The sequence below is a fragment of the Achromobacter sp. 1011811831 genome, assembly GCF_059760905.1.
This window is the reverse complement of the sequence record NZ_JCBANG010000049.1, coordinates 30,160-46,110: the sequence shown is the minus strand read 5'-3', so window position 1 is coordinate 46,110 and position 15,951 is coordinate 30,160. Positions and strand designations below refer to the sequence as shown.

Below are 15,951 nucleotides of genomic sequence, written 5' to 3'. Positions count from 1 at the left end.
CAAAGCCCCCTGCAAAAGGGGGCTTTGTGCTTTTGCGCCAGCGGGAAGGGCGGCGTTGCTAGTTTTGCTTGCGGCGCGGCTTCAGGCTGCGGCGCGCCTGTGCGGTTTCGATGAAGGTTTGCACCAGCGCTTCCAGCATGTTCCGTTCGTCCTGCGTCAGCGCGTCGAAGTGCGACGGAGAAATATTCGGAAAGGGCCACGGCGCCTGCGGACGCGGCTTGCGGCCTGCGCGCTGCGACGGCTCGGCCACGTTCGCCGGCGGCAGCGTGTTGCTGAGGTCGTAGCCGTCCAGCGGCAACTCCATCGAGCCCTTGCCGGTCTCCAGCCACTCGAGTTCGACTTTCAACACCTGGGCCAGCTTGCGCGCCGAACGGCTCGATTGGCGCAGGCTGCTTTCGTAGCTGCCGATTGCACTTTGCGAGATTCGGGCAAGCCGAGCCAGCTCCTCTTGCGTGTGGCCGCGAAGGAGACGTGCGTGCTTCAGTCGGTCTGAAAATGTCTTCACAGCGCGATTGAAGCTTGCCACGAATTTACCTTGGTGGCTATAAGTATCACTTAGGTAATATGCATGTTAGGGGTCGATCATGTGGCACAGAGGCACCGTCTTTGTCGTGCAATCCGATGAAATTGCGGGTAATCATTTCGCCGAGGATCTGCGTGAATTGCGCTGGCGCGTCCACTGCTTCGCGTCGGTGGACGCGCTGCTCGAACGCCTGTCCGGGCAGGTGACGGACGCGATCGTGCTGCGTGATCGCTACGACGATCCTTCGCCGCCCATCGCCGCCGCGCGCAGGGCCGCGCCAGGCGCTGCACTGGCCTGGCAGGATGCCGACGCCTGCGCGCAGGCCCGCATCGCGGCCATGGACGCGGGCGCGGACGCCTGCCCGGCGCCGGACATGAGCATGGCCGAATGGGATGCGCTGCTGCGCACGCTGTGCCGGCGGCTGCAGGGCGCGGGGCGTCCCGCGCCGGCCTGGCGCGTGGACATGCACGCGCGCGTGCTGGCGGGGCCGGCGGGCGAGCGGCTGCCGCTCACCGCGACCGAGCGCGCCTTCCTGGTGCGCCTGCTCAACGCGCCGGACCACTGCCTGCGGCGCGAGCGTTTCCTGCCGCGCAACGCCGCCGTCGAGCGGGATAGCGTGCGCCGCGTGGACGTGCTGGTCTCGCGGCTGCGCAGCAAGGCGCGGCGGCTCGATATCGACCTGCCGGTATTGGCGGTGCGCGGGTGGGGCTACATCCTGCTGGCGCGGGGCGGGCAGGCGGGCGCGGACGCTACAGGACGACCAGATTGTCCCGATGCATGAGCTCGGGTTCGGTCATGCTGCCCAGGATGCGGGCGATCTGCGATGAGGGTTGGCGCAGGATGCGCCGGGTGTCCGCGGCCGAATAGTTGATCAGGCCGCGCGCGCATTCGCGGCCCTCGCTGTCGACGCAGGCGACCACGTCGCCGCGGCCGAACTCGCCGTCGACGGCGGTCACGCCGATGGGCAGCAGGCTCTTGCCTTCGCGCAGCAGGGCCTGCACGGCGCCGTCGTCCAGCGTCACGCGGCCGCGCAGGCGCAGGTGATCGGCCAGCCATTGCTTGCGCGCCGACCATACCGGCAGCGCCGCCTGCAGCTCGCTGCCGATGCACTCGCCTTGCGCCAGGCGGGTCAGCACGTCGCGTTCACGGCCCGAGGCGATCACGGTATGCGCGCCGCTGTGCGCGGCGCGCTTGGCCGCCAGCACCTTGGTCAGCATGCCGCCGGTGCCGATGCCGCTGCCGGCGCCGCCGGCCATGGCTTCCAGCGTGGCGTCGCCCGCTTGCGCGTGCGAGATGAACTTGGCGTCGGGATTCTTGCGCGGGTCCGAATCGTACAGGCCGCGCTGGTCGGTCAGGATGACCAGCGTGTCGGCTTCGATCAGGTTGGTGACCAGCGCGCCCAGCGTGTCGTTGTCGCCCAGCCGGATCTCGTCGGTGACGACGGTGTCGTTCTCGTTGACGATGGGCACCACGCCCAGGCGCAGCAGCGCGAACAGCGTGCTGCGGGCGTTCAGGTAGCGGTGGCGGTCGGCCAGGTCTTCGTGGGTGAGCAGGATCTGCGCGGTGCGCAGGCCGTGCTCCGCGAAGGCGCCCTCATACGCTTGGCACAGGCCCATCTGGCCCACCGCGGCGGCGGCCTGCAGCTCGTGCATCACCGACGGCCGCTTGCGCCAGCCCAGCCGCGCCATGCCTTCCGCGATCGCGCCGCTGGACACCAGCACCACCTGCCGGCCCTGCTTGCGCAGCGCGGCGATCTGCGCGGCCCAGTGGGCCACGGCGGCGCGGTCCAGGCCGCGGCCTTCGTTGGTGACGAGCGACGAGCCCACCTTGGCGACGATGCGCTGGGCGTTGGAGACGACGGATACGGCGGTTGATTCGGCAGGCATGATCAGGGCGGACTGCGGCGCGAAGAGGCGTAATCGGATGAAGCTGCGATTATGGCTTATTCGTCGCCGCCGGTCTGGCCGCCCTTGGGCGTGGCGTCCGAGCGCGTGTCGTCGAAGCGCGGGTCTTCGGCCACGTAGGTGCCGTCGGCCTGGTCCTGCGCCAGCTGGTCCTTTTCGCGCTCGGCGTCCAGGTAGTCCTGCAGCGCGTAGATCAGGTCCTGCGTGCCTTCGCCCGACAAGCCGGAGATGCCGAACACCGGGCCGGTCCAGTCGTAGAGCTTGAGGAAGCGCTGCTTGGTGTCCTCGGGGTCGGCCACCATGTCCAGCTTGTTCAGCACCAGCCAGCGCGGCTTGTCAGCCAGCTCGGGATCGTAGCGGCGCAGCTCCTCGACGATGGCGCGGGCGTCGATCACGGCCTGCTCGACCGGATCGGCGTCGGGATCGGGCGTGGACACGTCCACCAGGTGCAGCAGCACGCGCGTGCGCGCCAGGTGCCGCAGGAACAAGTGGCCCAGGCCGGCGCCTTCCGAGGCGCCTTCGATCAGGCCGGGAATGTCCGCCACCACGAAGCTGCGCGACGGCGAGGTGCGCACCACGCCCAGGTTCGGGTGCAGCGTGGTGAAGGGGTAGTCGGCGATCTTGGGCTTGGCGTTCGAGATGCGGGTGATCAGCGTGGACTTGCCGGCGTTCGGCAGGCCCAGCAGGCCCACGTCGGCCAGCACCTTCAGTTCCATGCGCAGGTAGCGGTGCTCGCCTTCCTTGCCGGGCGTCCACTGGCGCGGCGCGCGGTTGACGCTGGACTTGAAGTGGATGTTGCCCATGCCGCCCTGGCCGCCGGCCGCCAGCACGACCTTCTGCTCGTGGCGATTCAGGTCGAACAGGACTTCGCCGGTGTCGGCGTCATGGATGACGGTGCCGACGGGCACGCGCAGCGTGATGTCGGGCGCGGCCGCGCCGTATTGGTCCGAGCCGCGGCCGTTCTCGCCGTTCCTGGCGCGATGCAGGCGCGCGTAGCGGAAGTCGATCAGCGTGTTGATGTTGCGGTCGGCCACGGCGAAGATGGTGCCGCCGCGTCCGCCGTCGCCGCCGTCCGGGCCGCCCTTGGGGATGAACTTTTCGCGGCGAAAGCTCGCCACGCCATTGCCGCCTTTGCCGGCGACGACTTCGATGGTGGCTTCGTCTACGAATTTCATGATGTCTGCGCGTGAAGTATGTGTGGGACTGCGCCGATAAGGGCGGCAGCCGGGGGGGTCATGGCCGGGCCATCAACCATTCTGCCCGAAATGGGCCGGCGATAAAAAAGCCCCGCCGCATGCGGCAGGGCTTTCGCCGTTCGTCGACGCGGCCGGGCCGCGTCGCAGAGCGTGCCTGGCCGAATTACTCGGCGGCGACGATCGAAACGGTTTGCTTGTTCAACGCGCCCTTGAAGCCGAATTGAACCTTGCCGTCGATCAGCGCGAACAGGGTGTGGTCCTTGCCCATGCCGACGTTCACGCCAGCGTGGAAGCGCGTACCGCGCTGACGCACGATGATCGAACCAGCGGGGATGAGTTCACCGCCGAATGCCTTGACGCCCAGACGCTTCGATTCTGAGTCGCGTCCGTTCCGCGTAGAGCCGCCGCCCTTTTTCTGTGCCATTTTTAGCTCCTGCTAATGTGGTACCGAGTCGCTTCTCAGGCCGTGATGGCTTCGATGCGGATTTCGGTGTAGTTCTGACGGTGGCCCTGATGCTTCTGATAGTGCTTGCGACGGCGCATCTTGAAGATCTTGACCTTGTCGTGGCGGCCTTGCGCAAGAACCGTTGCCTTGACCACGGCGCCGGCGACGAGAGGCGTACCAACTTTCAGTTGGTCGCCTTCGCCCACGGACAGCACTTGGTCCAGGGTGATTTCTTGCCCAATGTCAGCCGGTATCTGTTCTATCTTGAGTTTTTCGCCAGCAGCAACGCGATATTGCTTGCCGCCGGTTTTTACGACCGCGTACATGGGGTGTTCCTTAAATAGGTAAAAAGGCCTGTCCGACTGCCGGCTCCGCTGAAACACATGCTAGGCGCATGGCATGCAGCAAAGTGGCGGCGCCTTCGCTCTTGCCGTCCGTCCTGACTACTGGGTTTTGACCGGGTCTCTCGACCGGGTCTTGACTCCGTCCTGACTCTGTCTTGACCGGACGCTGCCTGATCTGATGATCGATCCAGGCTGGGCTTGGGCTGCGGAACGTGCCGACGTAATTCGGCCATTAGGAAATAGCCGAATCCGGGATATTAGCCCGCCCGTCATGGAAAGTCAAAAAGCGCTTGCGGGCTAAGGGTTTAGCTGTGGCGCGCCGGCCTCAGGGCAGGGCGGCGATCAGCTTCGCCAGCTCGCGCGCCACCTGACGGATGCCGGCGATGGCGGCCTGGCGGTGGGCATTATCGAGCCGGTCAGAGGGAATGGACGTGCTGACGGCCAGCCGCTTGCCCAGCGGCGTCACGCCCACATAGGCGGCAAAGCAGACCAGGCCGGCCGCGACCTCCTCGCGGTCCTGGGCCAGGCCGTCGCGGCGCACCTTTTCCAGTTCGCGGCGCAGCGCCTCGGGCGTGGCCAGCGTGCGCTCGGTGACTCGGGCCAGCTCGGCGGGCAGGCGCGCGTCCAGCTCGGCCGGATCCAGCCCGGCCAGCATGGCCTTGCCCAGCGCGCAGGCGTGCGCCGGCAGCCGCAGCCCCAGATCGGACACCAGCCGCACCGGCCGGCGGGCGTCCTCGCGCGCCAGGTAGACCACCTCGAAGCCGTCCAGCGCCGCCAGTTGCACCACCTCGTTGCAGCGCGCCACGAATTCCGCCGCGACCCGGTGGAAGGCGGTCTGCAGGCTGTCGTGGCGCAGGTAGGCCGCGCCCAGCGCCATCAGCTCGATGCCGACGATGTAGCCGCCCTCGCGGCGCTCGATCCAGCGGCGCTGCTCCAGGCTGTCCAGCAGCAGGTACAGCGTGCTGCGGGGCAGGCCGCAGGCGCGCATCAATTCGGAGGCCTTCACCGGGCCCGGTTGCGCGGCCAGCGTCCTGAGGATGTCGTGGGCGCGGCGGATGGCGGGAACGTCGGCGGTGTCAGGCATGAGTGTCCAATAGGTTGAACAGAAATCTAGCATATTGGACGTTGTGGCAAGCCGCTCCTAGACTCGGACGCAGTCCCTGGCGCATCGCGCCTGGGACCGAACAACCCCCCGGACGAAACTCGGACCCAAGGAACCCGCATGGCCGCTCCCACCATTTCCGATCATCACCTGCCCGCCGACCTGGACCGCGCTTTGCTGGTCGGCCGCGTCTGGCGCCCGGCGCCGCAGGACGGCCCCTGCGTGGTGGCGGTGCGCGGCGGCCGGATGTTCGACATCACCGCCGTGACGCCGACCATGGCCGACCTGCTGGAGCGGCCCGACCGCGTCGAGCTGGCGCGTTCAGCGCCGGGCGAGCCGTTGGGCGACGCGCGCGACTGGCTGGCGTCCAGCCTGGCCGGCGGCCCGGCCCGCCTGCTGGCGCCTTGCGACCTGCAACCGGTGAAGGCCGCTGGCGTCACCTTCGCCGTCAGCCTGCTGGAACGCCTGATCGAGGAAGAGGCGGGCGGCGATGCCGGCCAGGCCGAGGCGGTCCGCGAACGCCTGCAGGGCCTGATCGGCTCGGATCTGTCGCGGCTGCGGCCCGGCTCGGCCCAGGCCATGGCGTTGAAGCAAGCGCTGGTGGCGCGCGGCCAGTGGTCGCAATACCTGGAAGTGGGCATCGGCCCGGACGCCGAGATCTTCTCCAAGGCGCCGCCCATGGCCTCGGTCGGCTACGGCGCCCGCATCGGCGTGCTGCCCGAGTCGCGCTGGAACAACCCCGAGCCCGAACTGGTGCTGGCCGTGGACAGCCGTGGCCAGATCGTGGGCGCGACGCTGGGCAACGACGTCAACCTGCGCGATGTGGAAGGGCGCAGCGCGCTGCTGCTGACCCGCGCCAAGGACAACAACGGTTCCTGCGCCATCGGCCCCTTCATCAGGTTGTTCGACGCCGATTTCACCCTGGACAACGTGCGCGCCGCCGAGGTGGCGCTGCGCATCGACGGGTCCGACGGCTTCTCGCTGGCCGGCGTGAACCTGATGAGCCAGATCAGCCGCGATCCGCTGGACCTGGTGCGCCAGACCCTGGGCGCGCACCACCAGTACCCGGACGGCTGCATGCTGTTCCTGGGCACCATGTTCTCGCCCACGCAGGACCGGCACGGGCCGGGCAGCGGCTTCACCCACGCGATGGGCGACCGCGTCGAGATCGCCTCCGGCCCGCTGGGCGCGCTGGTCAACGAGGTGGGCGAGTGCAACGCCATTCCTCCCTGGGACTTCGGCTTGCGGGCGCTGTACGCGAGCCTGGCGCGGCGGGGGCTGCTGGCGGGGGCCGTCACGGGCTGAGGTCGGGGCGCGGCGCAGGGCGATCGCGCGGGCCGGCGTGGCTCGCATGTCACGCGACGGTATGCGAGCCGCGATCGGGATGGCTGGAACAGGGGGGCACGCTGGGCGGGCCAACAAGACAATACGCGCGGGCGCCGTCCAGGGAGCGGCCAGGGACGGACAAGACGCGTCCCTGTTTTGGCCAGCCCGTATAATCCCCCGTCGAATCCTCCCCGACCGCCCGCCGGACGGGGCCCTTGCGGTAAGAGCCCGCCACGCGGCTCGCTTCACAATCCGGATACGTCTTGAATCTCCCCGCGCTCATCGCTCCCATTGCAGACGACATGAAGGCCGTCGATGCGGTTATCCGCAGCCGGCTGAATTCCGAGGTGGTCCTGATCCGCACGATCGGCGACTACATCATCGGCGCTGGCGGCAAGCGCATGCGCCCGGCCATGGTGCTGATGGTGGCGCGCGCGCTGGGCTATGAAGGCACCAATCACCAGCTGCTGGCCGCCGTGGTGGAATTCATCCACACCGCCACGCTGCTGCATGACGACGTGGTCGACGAGTCCGACCTGCGTCGCGGCCGCGACACCGCCAACGCCGTGTTCGGCAATGCCGCCAGCGTGCTGGTGGGCGACTACCTGTATTCGCGTTCGTTCGAGATGATGGTCGAGGCCGGCTCGATGCGCATCATGAGCATCCTGTCCGAGGCCACCACGGTGATCGCCGAGGGCGAGGTGCTGCAACTGCTGAACGTGCACGACCCCGACGTGTCGCAGGAACGCTACCTGCAGGTGGTGCGCTACAAGACCGCCAAGCTGTTCGAGGCCGCCGCCCAGGTCGGCGCGGTGCTGGCCGGCGCCACGCCCGAGCAGGAAGCCGCCGCGGCCGCCTACGGCCGCCACGTCGGCACCGCCTTCCAGCTGGTCGACGACGTGCTGGACTACCGCGGCGACGCTGCGGCGCTGGGCAAGAACGTGGGCGACGACCTGCGCGAAGGCAAGCCCACGCTGCCGCTGATCCGCGTCATGGAAGTGGGCACGCCCGAGCAGCAGCAATTGATCCGCGACGCCATCAAGACGGGCGACGCCGACTTCGCCGCCGTGGCCGCCGCCATCCAGGCCACCGACGCGCTGGAGCACGCCATGCAGGCCGCCGAAGCCGAGGCCGAACTGGCCCGCAATGCCCTGTCGAACTACCCCATTTCCGTTTTCCAAAAATCTCTGTTAGAATTCTGCGCTTTCGCGGTGAACAGAGATCGCTAGCGAAAAAAGCGGTGAGGCAGCGATGCCAAACCTGCAGAAGTGAAGCAAGTTGGTAGTAAGAGCAAGAGCAAGAGCAAGAGCAAGAGCAAGAGCAGTAAAGCAAGTGCGCAAGTCTGAAGTGTGGGACTTGCCAAAATCGGGGCGTAGCTCAGCCTGGTAGAGTACTGCGTTCGGGACGCAGGAGTCGGAGGTTCGAATCCTCTCGCCCCGACCACTCATGTGGTCGAATTCTCGGTGATGCACCCGACATCATCGGCAAGAGCCGGTATCGCGCAAGCGTACCGGCTTTTTTGCGTCTGCGCGCTGCCCGTATGTGACAGCGTCTCGCATGGCGCGCCCGATCTGGTCATCGCGCCTTCAATTCCCGCGCCTATGCTTGCCCGCTTTTGATGCTCGCGCTGCGGGCGAGAGTCCGCTCGCGCGGGCTCGACCGCAGCCGGAATGGACGGGAGTCGGTCCCGAGAGGCTGAGCGTGCAGCGGATAAAGCGTGCCCTGAAGAAAATCGGCAGCAAGAACGGCGTGCGGCTGGCGCTGCTTTGCGGCTACTGCCTTGCCTTCGGCATTCCCTTCCTCCATGTCTACCTGGCAACACCGCCGACCCAGGACGAGATGCGGATCGTGGAGGGACGGGCCCATTTCCAATATCGCGTGAAGCGGGGCTACATGCTCATGGTGGACGGAAAGGACTACACCTGCGCGGGGCAATATCTCAACGCCGATCCTGATTGTTTCAATGTGAGCGAGTCGCCGGCAAAGCGGACATTGCTGGAGGGCAAGACCGTCGAGATCCTCTGGTTCCATCAGTCTGCCCCGATATTCGGCCTGGCCAGGCGGGTGGCGGACATACGGTACGACGGCGTCAGTCAGTTGCCGCCACATTTCCTGGAAAAGGGACTTCAGTATGAAAAGGACAGCGCGGGCACGGACGCCTTGATCACCTTCTCGGGGATGCTGTTCATGCTGCTGTTCTATGAGTGGATGGACAGGATACGGATCAGAAACGAACGCAGATTTGGTTGGCGTGAAGGGGAGTAGCGTCCATGCCCTGGTCCGTGGCGGACTCATTGAGCACTGGACCGGCGCGGAATGGCAAGCAGCCTGCTCGGACCTTCTCCAGAAGGTTCTGGCGTCCTACGATAACCAGTACAAAGCTGTAGCGAGTTTCAATAATTGGCATGGCTAGCCGTCGCGAGAATCGTGGCTTGGAGCCAAGGCAGAAGAGATTCATGGTCTGGTCGTCTTTTTGAAAGTGGAGTTGTCCAATCCCGGATCCGGCATCAAGCGGCGATCGCCCTGGTCCGGCTCCGCATCCGCGCATGTCAAGCGATTGTGACAGCGCCCGCCACGCCGTTCCGGATTCAGTCACCAGGCTTTCAATTTGCTTTCGTATTCTCCACACCTTTAGAAGACCGTGGGTGTGCTTAGGCACGCAGCCTGGCGCGTGCGCGAAGCCTGCCGGTCGTCGGGGTCGATGGTGACGCCTGGATGGATGTTGCGCCATCCGTGCCGCTGTTGCGGCAGGAACAGCGCGATTGCGAGAGGCGGAGCGTGCAGAGGATCAAGAGCATTCTGAAGAAAATCGGCAGCAAGAACGGCGTGCGGCTGATGTTTCTTTCCGTTTATGTCTTTGGATTCGCGATTCCGGCCGGCTATGCCTACTTTGCTGCCTATCCCGCCAAAGATGCCATCTTCACCGATGAGGGAACGGCGCATTTCCAGTATCGAGTCAAGCGCGGCTACATGCTGATGGTCAAGGGCAAGGACTACAGCTGCGAAAGTCCGCACTCCAGATCCAATCCGGATTGTTTTGCCGGTCAGGACGATCCTCAGAGATTGGACGGAAAGGTCATCGCCGTGGACTGGTTCCTTCAGCCTGTCTATCTGTTTGTCGAACGACGCCGCGTCGTCGACATACGTTACGCCGGCAAATCGCAACTGCCTTCGGACCATCTCCGGCGAAATCTTCAGTGGGAAAAGGAAAGCGCGCCGGGATTCGCGCTTTTCGCATTCATTTTGTTGTTCTTGGGGCTGCTTCTAGCCGAATGGGTAGAGAGGATAAGGAAGAGAAATGAGCGCCGACTTGACTAAGGCAGCGATGAAGACCGTGGACTCGTTCCTGGCTTACTGTGAGCCCGCAATATCAAGCGTGCGCAAGACCAGTGAAGCGGCTAGGGCCTCCATCTCAATTCTTCGGGCTGCAATGGAAGTTTCATACTCACATGGTTTAAATATGAATAGCACTCAATGCCAATTGCAGCCAGGTATCGACACTGACGTCTCGCTTGCTTGAACGAGCGAACTTTCCAGGGCGCAACTGGCGACCCGGCCTCATGGCGGGTTGCAGCTTGATCTGGAGGGCGGCGCGCTGGCCGGTGTCCAATGGGCGCTGCAAGATGAGCTTGAAATCCAAGGGTGAAACTCTGCCGTGACAAGGACAAGCAGCCGCTCACGGAAGGGCAACGATATGGGGCAGTGATGGCGGTCGATTGGTATCAGGGCGATTTATCCATGGGAAAAAGGCTTGCCATGGTGAAGGTGGTCGCATGCGCCACGGCTGCACTGGCGCTGAGCGGCTGTCAACGCGACACCTTGCCGATAGATTTTGACGTCTGCATGGTCAAGGCAGAGAGCAAATCAGCGTGCAAGGATCTACTGAGTTTCAGCGTGCACGGCGAGACCTCCATGCTCGCGCGGACGCCGTATTACTCGTTTGAGGAAAAGTTGGGCGCCTTTGGACTCAGGCTTCCTGAAATCACCGGAGTGCCTAGCTATCTCAGGAACGGTAAATATGAGGTCAGTGTAATCACGGGCATTGAAACGCCGGACATGGCCTTCAATCGCTATATGTCTCTTCCTGAATTGCCCGTCAACAAGGGGCAAGGCAGCCTCGTGCTGCTGAAGGAGTCTGACCGGGGTGAGACGGGAACCGCGCTTCTCATGCCCGGGGATGGTGAAAAGAGGATCCTGTTTTTTTGCACCAAACCCTATCGCGCCACCGCTGGAAATCTCGTTGAGGATACGGGATGCACGGTGAGAGCGGAGCTCCAGCGGTATGTCTTCATCGAGTATCCGATCAGATATCAGTCATTGCAGAATTGGCAAGAAATACATCGCACAGTGGTTGAACAGATTGGTCAAGTCATGTCGATCAAACGAACATTGAAGGATTGAGCATGCCTGACAGTGGGCCCGGATTTCGGGCTGATTCTGTCACGATGCCTTCAATTCTCTTTCGTACTCTTGCTGGCCTTCCCGTCATGTGTCGCGCTCCGTGACATTGGGGGGGCAATGTAGTGCCTGTAAAACGGCGGGGTACAGTCAATTCAGGCCATGAAAGTGAAATTGCGTGTTCAAGAAGCCCCATCAAATTGAAAAATCGATGCCAAGGGCGGGGTCGCCTTTCATGTTCATGTGATCGCTGTTCTGGGCAAGAGATGGAGAGCGCATGTCGTATTTGCTGAATCTCAGCAGCACGCCAGGTTCGTCCGTAACCAAGGAATTCGATCCTCCGTTGGACGAGACAATCCAGGTCAAGGCGGACTGCGGTGTTTTGCTATCTCCGGAAGAAGAAGCGGCATGGGTTGTCCCGCGTCTGCTACGGATATCCGAACGTCATCGTAAAGGTGGCGTGCCTGCGGTCCTGGGCTGGCTCACGGGTCCATTTCTGGTTTGCGAGGTCATCCAGAAAAAGCTGGAGTCGCTTGCGCCAGGGAGCTGCCGTTTCAAGTCGTTCGAGATTCGGGGGTTGAGCGAAAAGCTACGTGATCAGTCCTATGGGACCTACTACTGGGTCTTTCCTCCCCGCCTGAATGCGGTGGTCATTGAGGAAACGGATTTTACGAAGGGGCGTGGATTGGACGGCTACAAGCGTAGCGCCGGCAGAATTTCGCTGCTGCCGGATACCCGCTGCGTGATCGATCCAAAGATCGTCGCCAATCATCACCTATGGCGTGTTCCGGACGATTACGGCACCGATCCCGATGACCCGGGGAGCGTGGGCAGCAGTGCATATTTCTGTTCAAACGAACTGCGCGACTTCATCAAGACAGAGCGGCTGGACGGCTGGTCCTTTGACAAGAAGTGTGTGGATAGGAGCGGATAGACCCGGTTTCACCGTCACGTTTAACTCAGCGTGGCTTCTTTATCGGCATGGCCATGATCTTTAGTCCTCATGATATGCCTCGCACACAAATTAGTAGCCCCGTCTTCAGACGAGTTCGCCTAGGCGCTTGATTGGGACCGTGATCACCGGATTCGGCCTGATTCAGTCATGATCCTTTCGATTTGCTTTCGTATCCCCGCAAGTCTTCACATCAAGCTCATGCCATTGTGAAAGCGCCGCACATGCCAAGGGAGGCGCTGTCTCCGGGCGCAAACGCGCGAGAGAGATTGGTGAGGCTCGTCGTCGAAAGCGGCAAGACCTGAGGCAGTTGTTCATGAATGGTAGGCGTGGGAGTTTGTGGCCTTCGTACGCTGGTCTACTGTCACGCGAAACCAGAAGTATGGGGTTGACCCCGTCAGGGCTTTCACAACATTGTGGAGTCCATGTCGCAGCAGGGATGCATACTTCTTTCATGTGGCTGCTGTTCTCAGGATCTTGATGGAGGAAAGCATGTCGTATTTGTTGAGTCTCAGCGTCGCACCGGGTTCATCCGTGACCAAGGATTTTGATCCCCCGCTGGACATGGGCATCCAGGCCAAAGTGGATTTTGGTGAATCCCTCACTCCCGCGGAAGTGGCGATATGGTCGGAGCCACGCGTGCTACGTGTCGGCGAGAGGCGTCGCAAGCCGGGGCCACCCGCGATCATGGGCTGGTTTGGTGGTCCGTTTCTAGTTTGTGAAGCAGTTAAGGAAAAACTGGAATTGCTTGGGCCAGGAAACTGTCGCTTCAAGTCATTCGAGACCTGGGGTTTGGATGAACGGCGTCGAGAGTGTCATTGCGGCACGTACTACTGGGTCATGCCGCCGAGCTTGGATGCGGTTGTCATCGAGGCAACTCGTTTTTCCAAGGGCATGGGCCGAGAGGGGTATGAGCGCAGCGGCGGAGACATATCCCTGAGTCCAGATGCGAAGTGCGTAGTCAATAAGCGGGCAATCGGCAATCACCATCTTTGGCGCCTGCCCCAAGACTTTGGCACGACGCCAAACCTTCCCGTGAGTACGACCTGGAGGACGTACTTCTGCTCTGATGCGTTGCGAGATTTTCTCAAGGCTGAGCGGTTAGACGGCTGGTCTTTTGACAAGAAGTGTGTGGATAGAGTGGTTTAAGACAAAGACGTCAACCGCAATGTGCTCGGAGCCAAAAATGGCCGGCAGTAGAAGTGAATGGGAATTCAAGAATCTGTCCCTGCCCAAGTTGGATGGGGTTGAGTATGCCGGCCATCATGTTATTCCGATATCGGTTTTCCAGGGTTCGCGCGCGCTACAGGCCATGCGGGAAACCGGTCTTTGGGCGCAGAGCGATTACACGGTCAACGGTGTTTCTCTCGCTAGAAAGATAGATGGACAGAAAATTACTGCCACTGATGGGCGCGATCGCGTCAGTACCGCGACCCATACTGGCAATCATCCTGCTTATTCGGAGTTCCTCCGACGGGTCATGACCGTTTATGACGACCAGTACAGCAGCGGCATGAAATCCAATGAATGGCATGGATACCCGTCGCGGGAATCATGGCTTGCGGCCAAAGCCCCCGAGATCCATGGCCTGGTTGCCCTTTTGAAAGTGGAATTGTCCAATCCCGGGGCCGGCCTCAAGCTCAACACAAAGGATAGGGTGCGTCTGGATCTGGATTCCAAGGTGTTGTGGGGAGAGTTTTATAACCAGTTTTTCAATAGGAGCACTCTCACCTGGGACCCCAGAATCACCGAGCATCCTGCCTTCATCGAAGGCAGCAAGTTCCAGCTTGGCGTTCACGCCGGAGCGGGCGCAAGCGTATTGGATGCGACCCCGGGTTCGCGCAGCATGCTCGACGTTTCGACGCATCAAAAGCCGAAAGATGTCATGGCATGCCATGCAACGCGAGTTGGGGATAAACACCAGCGGGACCTCGATGTTCGCCAAGCGCAACATATTGACGCTCTGGGCAAAGGGGGTAGCGGGCAAGCTGAACCCCGCCATGTTCGCGGCGCTGGTTGTCGGGGTCGTCACGTTGATCACTCAAACCAGAGACGTCATGGCCGCAGAATTGGGCCGGCCGGTCGATTTCGACGAAGCGCGGCGCGAACTCGGCATCGAAGTGACCGAGCAAGGCCTGCGCCAGATGGCGGGCGAAGCCGCGTTCAACGGTGCCGTCAGCATGGTTCTGCCGTTCGGCTGGGCCAAGCAGGCATGGGATGCGTTGCTCGCCGGCGACGACATGATCGGCAAGAGCCGGTATCGCGCAAGCGTACCGGCTTTTTTGCGCTTGGCGTTTCCATGGCGCCTATCCAAGCCGCACCGCGGCATGATCCTTGGGTAGCGTCTTTCCTCAGTTGCATGCGCGACACCCAATACACCCGCGAGATCCACGCCTGCTGAGACACGTCGGCCAGTGGATTTGAGCAACCTGCGGTACCAGACCGATCTGGGCTGCTTGGCGAGGCGGTAGACCGTCCATTCCGCGCGCTGCCCGCAGCCAGGTCGACTCGACCAGGAGCGGCGATTGCGCGATCTACTGCTTGCGCCTGCGCGGTGACGGTCGGCCCCTCTGCCTGCGGGCCTGGTTTCCGGATCTGCATCATCAATTCGATTGTCCCGAGCCCCCTGGTCGCATCTGCTCTATCCCGGTGAGGAATCGATTTTTCTAAGCGAGTAATCAGATGAGCGCTCTGTGTTTCTCGTTTATGACGATAGGTTCGGAATCTGGGTCGATTCATTCATTTTGCTTTCAAAGTTCTTTCTTATCCTGTCGCATTCATCACAAGCCCTCAAGCTGTGCGCGGACATGCGTGAGTCATCACGTGCGGCATGGTGCGGGCGATGGCATGACGCTGGTGGTGAGAGGAATGGTCCAATAAGAAGGCGATGGTTGCAGTACGGCCCACTCATCCCGGTATTGCTCGCAGATTGAGCGGGAATGGCCGTATGGCTGCGCGTTAAAGTCGAATCGGAACATGGATGGAGCACGGGCGCCTTGCAAAGCCATTACCACGCCGTAGTGTCGCGGAGGCAGTGAAGCGCAAACCGCCTCTATTTATGAGCGGTCATGCCTGGACCATGAATGGAAAGAACATGTCTTATCTGTTGAGCAATGATGTCACCTCCGGTTCTTCCGTAGACAAGGAGTTCGATCCTCCGCTGGAAGATCGAATCAAAGCTAGAAAGAATGCTGACATGCCCCTCGCCATCGAAGACGAGGAAGAGTGGAACGCACCCAGAGTGTTGCGTGTGTCAGAACGTCGCAAGGGAGGTGTTCCGGCCATCCTGGGGTGGTCAGTCGGTCCTTTTCTTGTTTGCGAGGCAATCAAGGACCGACTGGAGTTGCTGGCACCTGGGGACTGCGGCTTCAAGCCATTCGAGCTTTGGGGACTAAGCGATCCAAGTCGTGATCACTGCTACGGAACGTACTACTGGGTTTTTCCGCCGCGCCTGGACGCGATCGTTATTGAAGAGACCGAATTTGCCAAGGGACGCGGTCGAGCCGGATACGAAGACAGCGCGGGCAGGATTTCGTCGATCTCCAATGACCGCTGCGTTATCGATAAACGCGTGGTCGCCAACCACCCTCTATGGCGATTGCCGAGCGATTTCGGCGTGAATCCGGACAGTCCGATCAAAGTCGGCTGGAACGCCTATTTCTGCTCAGACGAACTCCGGGATTTCCTCAAATTAGAGAGACTGGACGGCTGGTCCTTTGACAAGAAGTGTGTGGATAGGACCGGATAGACGCGGTTTCACC

General features: G+C 62.3%; 18 protein-coding genes and 1 tRNA gene. 11 read left to right on the top strand and 8 right to left on the bottom strand.

Annotation, left to right across the window (positions count from 1 at the left end; genetic code table 11):
* Positions 1-58 precede the first annotated feature (58 nt).
* Complete coding sequence (locus tag AC6LJ9_RS18535; RefSeq protein WP_498148708.1) at positions 59-505, bottom strand: helix-turn-helix domain-containing protein; 447 nt, start codon at positions 503-505, stop codon at positions 59-61.
* A 79-nt stretch (positions 506-584) separates the two neighbouring features.
* Here AC6LJ9_RS18535 and AC6LJ9_RS18530 point away from each other — a divergent pair, with 79 nt between their 5' ends.
* Positions 585-1,304 (top strand): winged helix-turn-helix domain-containing protein, encoded by a 720-nt coding sequence (locus tag AC6LJ9_RS18530; RefSeq protein ID WP_498148707.1) that lies wholly within the window; start codon positions 585-587, stop codon positions 1,302-1,304.
* Here AC6LJ9_RS18530 and proB read toward each other — a convergent pair.
* From proB to AC6LJ9_RS18505, 5 genes are all read right to left on the bottom strand, one after another.
* Positions 1,273-2,409 carry a glutamate 5-kinase gene (gene proB, locus AC6LJ9_RS18525; protein WP_498148706.1) on the bottom strand — a complete coding sequence of 379 codons (1,137 nt, stop codon included), beginning with the start codon at positions 2,407-2,409 and terminating at the stop codon, positions 1,273-1,275. The two genes, AC6LJ9_RS18530 and proB, sit on opposite strands and share 32 nt — an antisense overlap.
* 56 nt (positions 2,410-2,465) lie before the next feature.
* Positions 2,466-3,602, bottom strand: a complete 1,137-nt coding sequence (gene obgE, locus AC6LJ9_RS18520; RefSeq protein WP_498148705.1) for a GTPase ObgE — start codon at positions 3,600-3,602, stop codon at positions 2,466-2,468.
* 184 nt (positions 3,603-3,786) lie between these two features.
* The gene (rpmA, locus tag AC6LJ9_RS18515; RefSeq protein ID WP_006216229.1) at positions 3,787-4,047 is read right to left on the bottom strand and encodes a 50S ribosomal protein L27; all 261 of its coding nucleotides are present in this window, start codon (positions 4,045-4,047) and stop codon (positions 3,787-3,789) included.
* Positions 4,048-4,082: 35 nt separating this feature from the next.
* Positions 4,083-4,394: a 50S ribosomal protein L21 gene (gene rplU, locus AC6LJ9_RS18510; RefSeq protein ID WP_103271416.1), complete on the bottom strand. Its 312-nt coding sequence runs from the start codon at positions 4,392-4,394 to the stop codon at positions 4,083-4,085.
* 343 nt (positions 4,395-4,737) lie between these two features.
* Entirely contained in the window at positions 4,738-5,496 is a 759-nt protein-coding gene (locus AC6LJ9_RS18505; protein ID WP_498148704.1) for an IclR family transcriptional regulator, read from the bottom strand.
* A 138-nt stretch (positions 5,497-5,634) separates the two neighbouring features.
* On the opposite strand from AC6LJ9_RS18505, the gene AC6LJ9_RS18500 reads away from it, so the two are divergent.
* The 5 genes from AC6LJ9_RS18500 (at position 5,635) to AC6LJ9_RS18480 (ending at position 10,158) form a co-directional block, all read left to right on the top strand.
* Entirely contained in the window at positions 5,635-6,819 is a 1,185-nt protein-coding gene (locus AC6LJ9_RS18500; RefSeq protein ID WP_498148703.1) for a fumarylacetoacetate hydrolase family protein, read from the top strand.
* Between the two features lie 284 nt (positions 6,820-7,103).
* The gene (gene ispB, locus AC6LJ9_RS18495) at positions 7,104-8,069 is read left to right on the top strand and encodes an octaprenyl diphosphate synthase (RefSeq protein WP_498140369.1); all 966 of its coding nucleotides are present in this window, start codon (positions 7,104-7,106) and stop codon (positions 8,067-8,069) included.
* A gap of 137 nt (positions 8,070-8,206) precedes the next feature.
* Positions 8,207-8,283, top strand: a tRNA-Pro gene (locus AC6LJ9_RS18490).
* Positions 8,284-8,541: 258 nt separating this feature from the next.
* Complete coding sequence (locus AC6LJ9_RS18485; protein WP_498148702.1) at positions 8,542-9,105, top strand: hypothetical protein; 564 nt, start codon at positions 8,542-8,544, stop codon at positions 9,103-9,105.
* Between the two features lie 450 nt (positions 9,106-9,555).
* Positions 9,556-10,158, top strand: coding sequence for a hypothetical protein (locus tag AC6LJ9_RS18480; protein ID WP_498148701.1), 603 nt, complete (start codon positions 9,556-9,558; stop codon positions 10,156-10,158).
* A gap of 136 nt (positions 10,159-10,294) precedes the next feature.
* Here the strand turns inward: AC6LJ9_RS18480 and AC6LJ9_RS18475 are convergent, their stop codons facing one another.
* Positions 10,295-10,480, bottom strand: a complete 186-nt coding sequence (locus tag AC6LJ9_RS18475; protein ID WP_498148700.1) for a hypothetical protein — start codon at positions 10,478-10,480, stop codon at positions 10,295-10,297.
* Between the two features lie 2 nt (positions 10,481-10,482).
* On the opposite strand from AC6LJ9_RS18475, the gene AC6LJ9_RS18470 reads away from it, so the two are divergent.
* From AC6LJ9_RS18470 to AC6LJ9_RS18460, 3 genes are all read left to right on the top strand, one after another.
* Positions 10,483-11,241 (top strand): hypothetical protein, encoded by a 759-nt coding sequence (locus AC6LJ9_RS18470; protein WP_498148699.1) that lies wholly within the window; start codon positions 10,483-10,485, stop codon positions 11,239-11,241.
* Positions 11,242-11,515: 274 nt separating this feature from the next.
* Positions 11,516-12,172: an imm11 family protein gene (locus tag AC6LJ9_RS18465; RefSeq protein ID WP_498148698.1), complete on the top strand. Its 657-nt coding sequence runs from the start codon at positions 11,516-11,518 to the stop codon at positions 12,170-12,172.
* Between the two features lie 510 nt (positions 12,173-12,682).
* Positions 12,683-13,339 carry an imm11 family protein gene (locus tag AC6LJ9_RS18460; protein WP_498148697.1) on the top strand — a complete coding sequence of 219 codons (657 nt, stop codon included), beginning with the start codon at positions 12,683-12,685 and terminating at the stop codon, positions 13,337-13,339.
* 403 nt (positions 13,340-13,742) lie between these two features.
* Here the strand turns inward: AC6LJ9_RS18460 and AC6LJ9_RS18455 are convergent, their stop codons facing one another.
* Complete coding sequence (locus tag AC6LJ9_RS18455) at positions 13,743-13,988, bottom strand: hypothetical protein (protein WP_498148696.1); 246 nt, start codon at positions 13,986-13,988, stop codon at positions 13,743-13,745.
* A 97-nt stretch (positions 13,989-14,085) separates the two neighbouring features.
* On the opposite strand from AC6LJ9_RS18455, the gene AC6LJ9_RS18450 reads away from it, so the two are divergent.
* Together AC6LJ9_RS18450 and AC6LJ9_RS18445 are read left to right on the top strand one after the other, a co-directional pair.
* Entirely contained in the window at positions 14,086-14,532 is a 447-nt protein-coding gene (locus AC6LJ9_RS18450; protein ID WP_498148695.1) for a hypothetical protein, read from the top strand.
* 752 nt (positions 14,533-15,284) lie between these two features.
* The gene (locus tag AC6LJ9_RS18445; RefSeq protein ID WP_498148694.1) at positions 15,285-15,938 is read left to right on the top strand and encodes an imm11 family protein; all 654 of its coding nucleotides are present in this window, start codon (positions 15,285-15,287) and stop codon (positions 15,936-15,938) included.
* Positions 15,939-15,951 lie beyond the last annotated feature (13 nt).

Bases quoted from the DNA above. Each gene is read 5' to 3' on its own strand.
- rpmA (WP_006216229.1), bottom strand. From the start codon at position 4,047: ATGGCACAGAAAAAGGGCGGCGGCTCTACGCGGAACGGACGCGACTCA.
- rplU (WP_103271416.1), bottom strand. From the start codon at position 4,394: ATGTACGCGGTCGTAAAAACCGGCGGCAAGCAATATCGCGTTGCTGCT.
- AC6LJ9_RS18465 (WP_498148698.1), top strand. From the start codon at position 11,516: ATGTCGTATTTGCTGAATCTCAGCAGCACGCCAGGTTCGTCCGTAACC.
- AC6LJ9_RS18460 (WP_498148697.1), top strand. From the start codon at position 12,683: ATGTCGTATTTGTTGAGTCTCAGCGTCGCACCGGGTTCATCCGTGACC.
- AC6LJ9_RS18450 (WP_498148695.1), top strand. From the start codon at position 14,086: ATGCAACGCGAGTTGGGGATAAACACCAGCGGGACCTCGATGTTCGCC.
- obgE (WP_498148705.1), bottom strand. From the start codon at position 3,602: ATGAAATTCGTAGACGAAGCCACCATCGAAGTCGTCGCCGGCAAAGGC.
- AC6LJ9_RS18500 (WP_498148703.1), top strand. From the start codon at position 5,635: ATGGCCGCTCCCACCATTTCCGATCATCACCTGCCCGCCGACCTGGAC.
- AC6LJ9_RS18480 (WP_498148701.1), top strand. From the start codon at position 9,556: ATGGATGTTGCGCCATCCGTGCCGCTGTTGCGGCAGGAACAGCGCGAT.
- AC6LJ9_RS18530 (WP_498148707.1), top strand. From the start codon at position 585: ATGTGGCACAGAGGCACCGTCTTTGTCGTGCAATCCGATGAAATTGCG.
- AC6LJ9_RS18445 (WP_498148694.1), top strand. From the start codon at position 15,285: ATGTCTTATCTGTTGAGCAATGATGTCACCTCCGGTTCTTCCGTAGAC.
- AC6LJ9_RS18505 (WP_498148704.1), bottom strand. From the start codon at position 5,496: ATGCCTGACACCGCCGACGTTCCCGCCATCCGCCGCGCCCACGACATC.
- proB (WP_498148706.1), bottom strand. From the start codon at position 2,409: ATGCCTGCCGAATCAACCGCCGTATCCGTCGTCTCCAACGCCCAGCGC.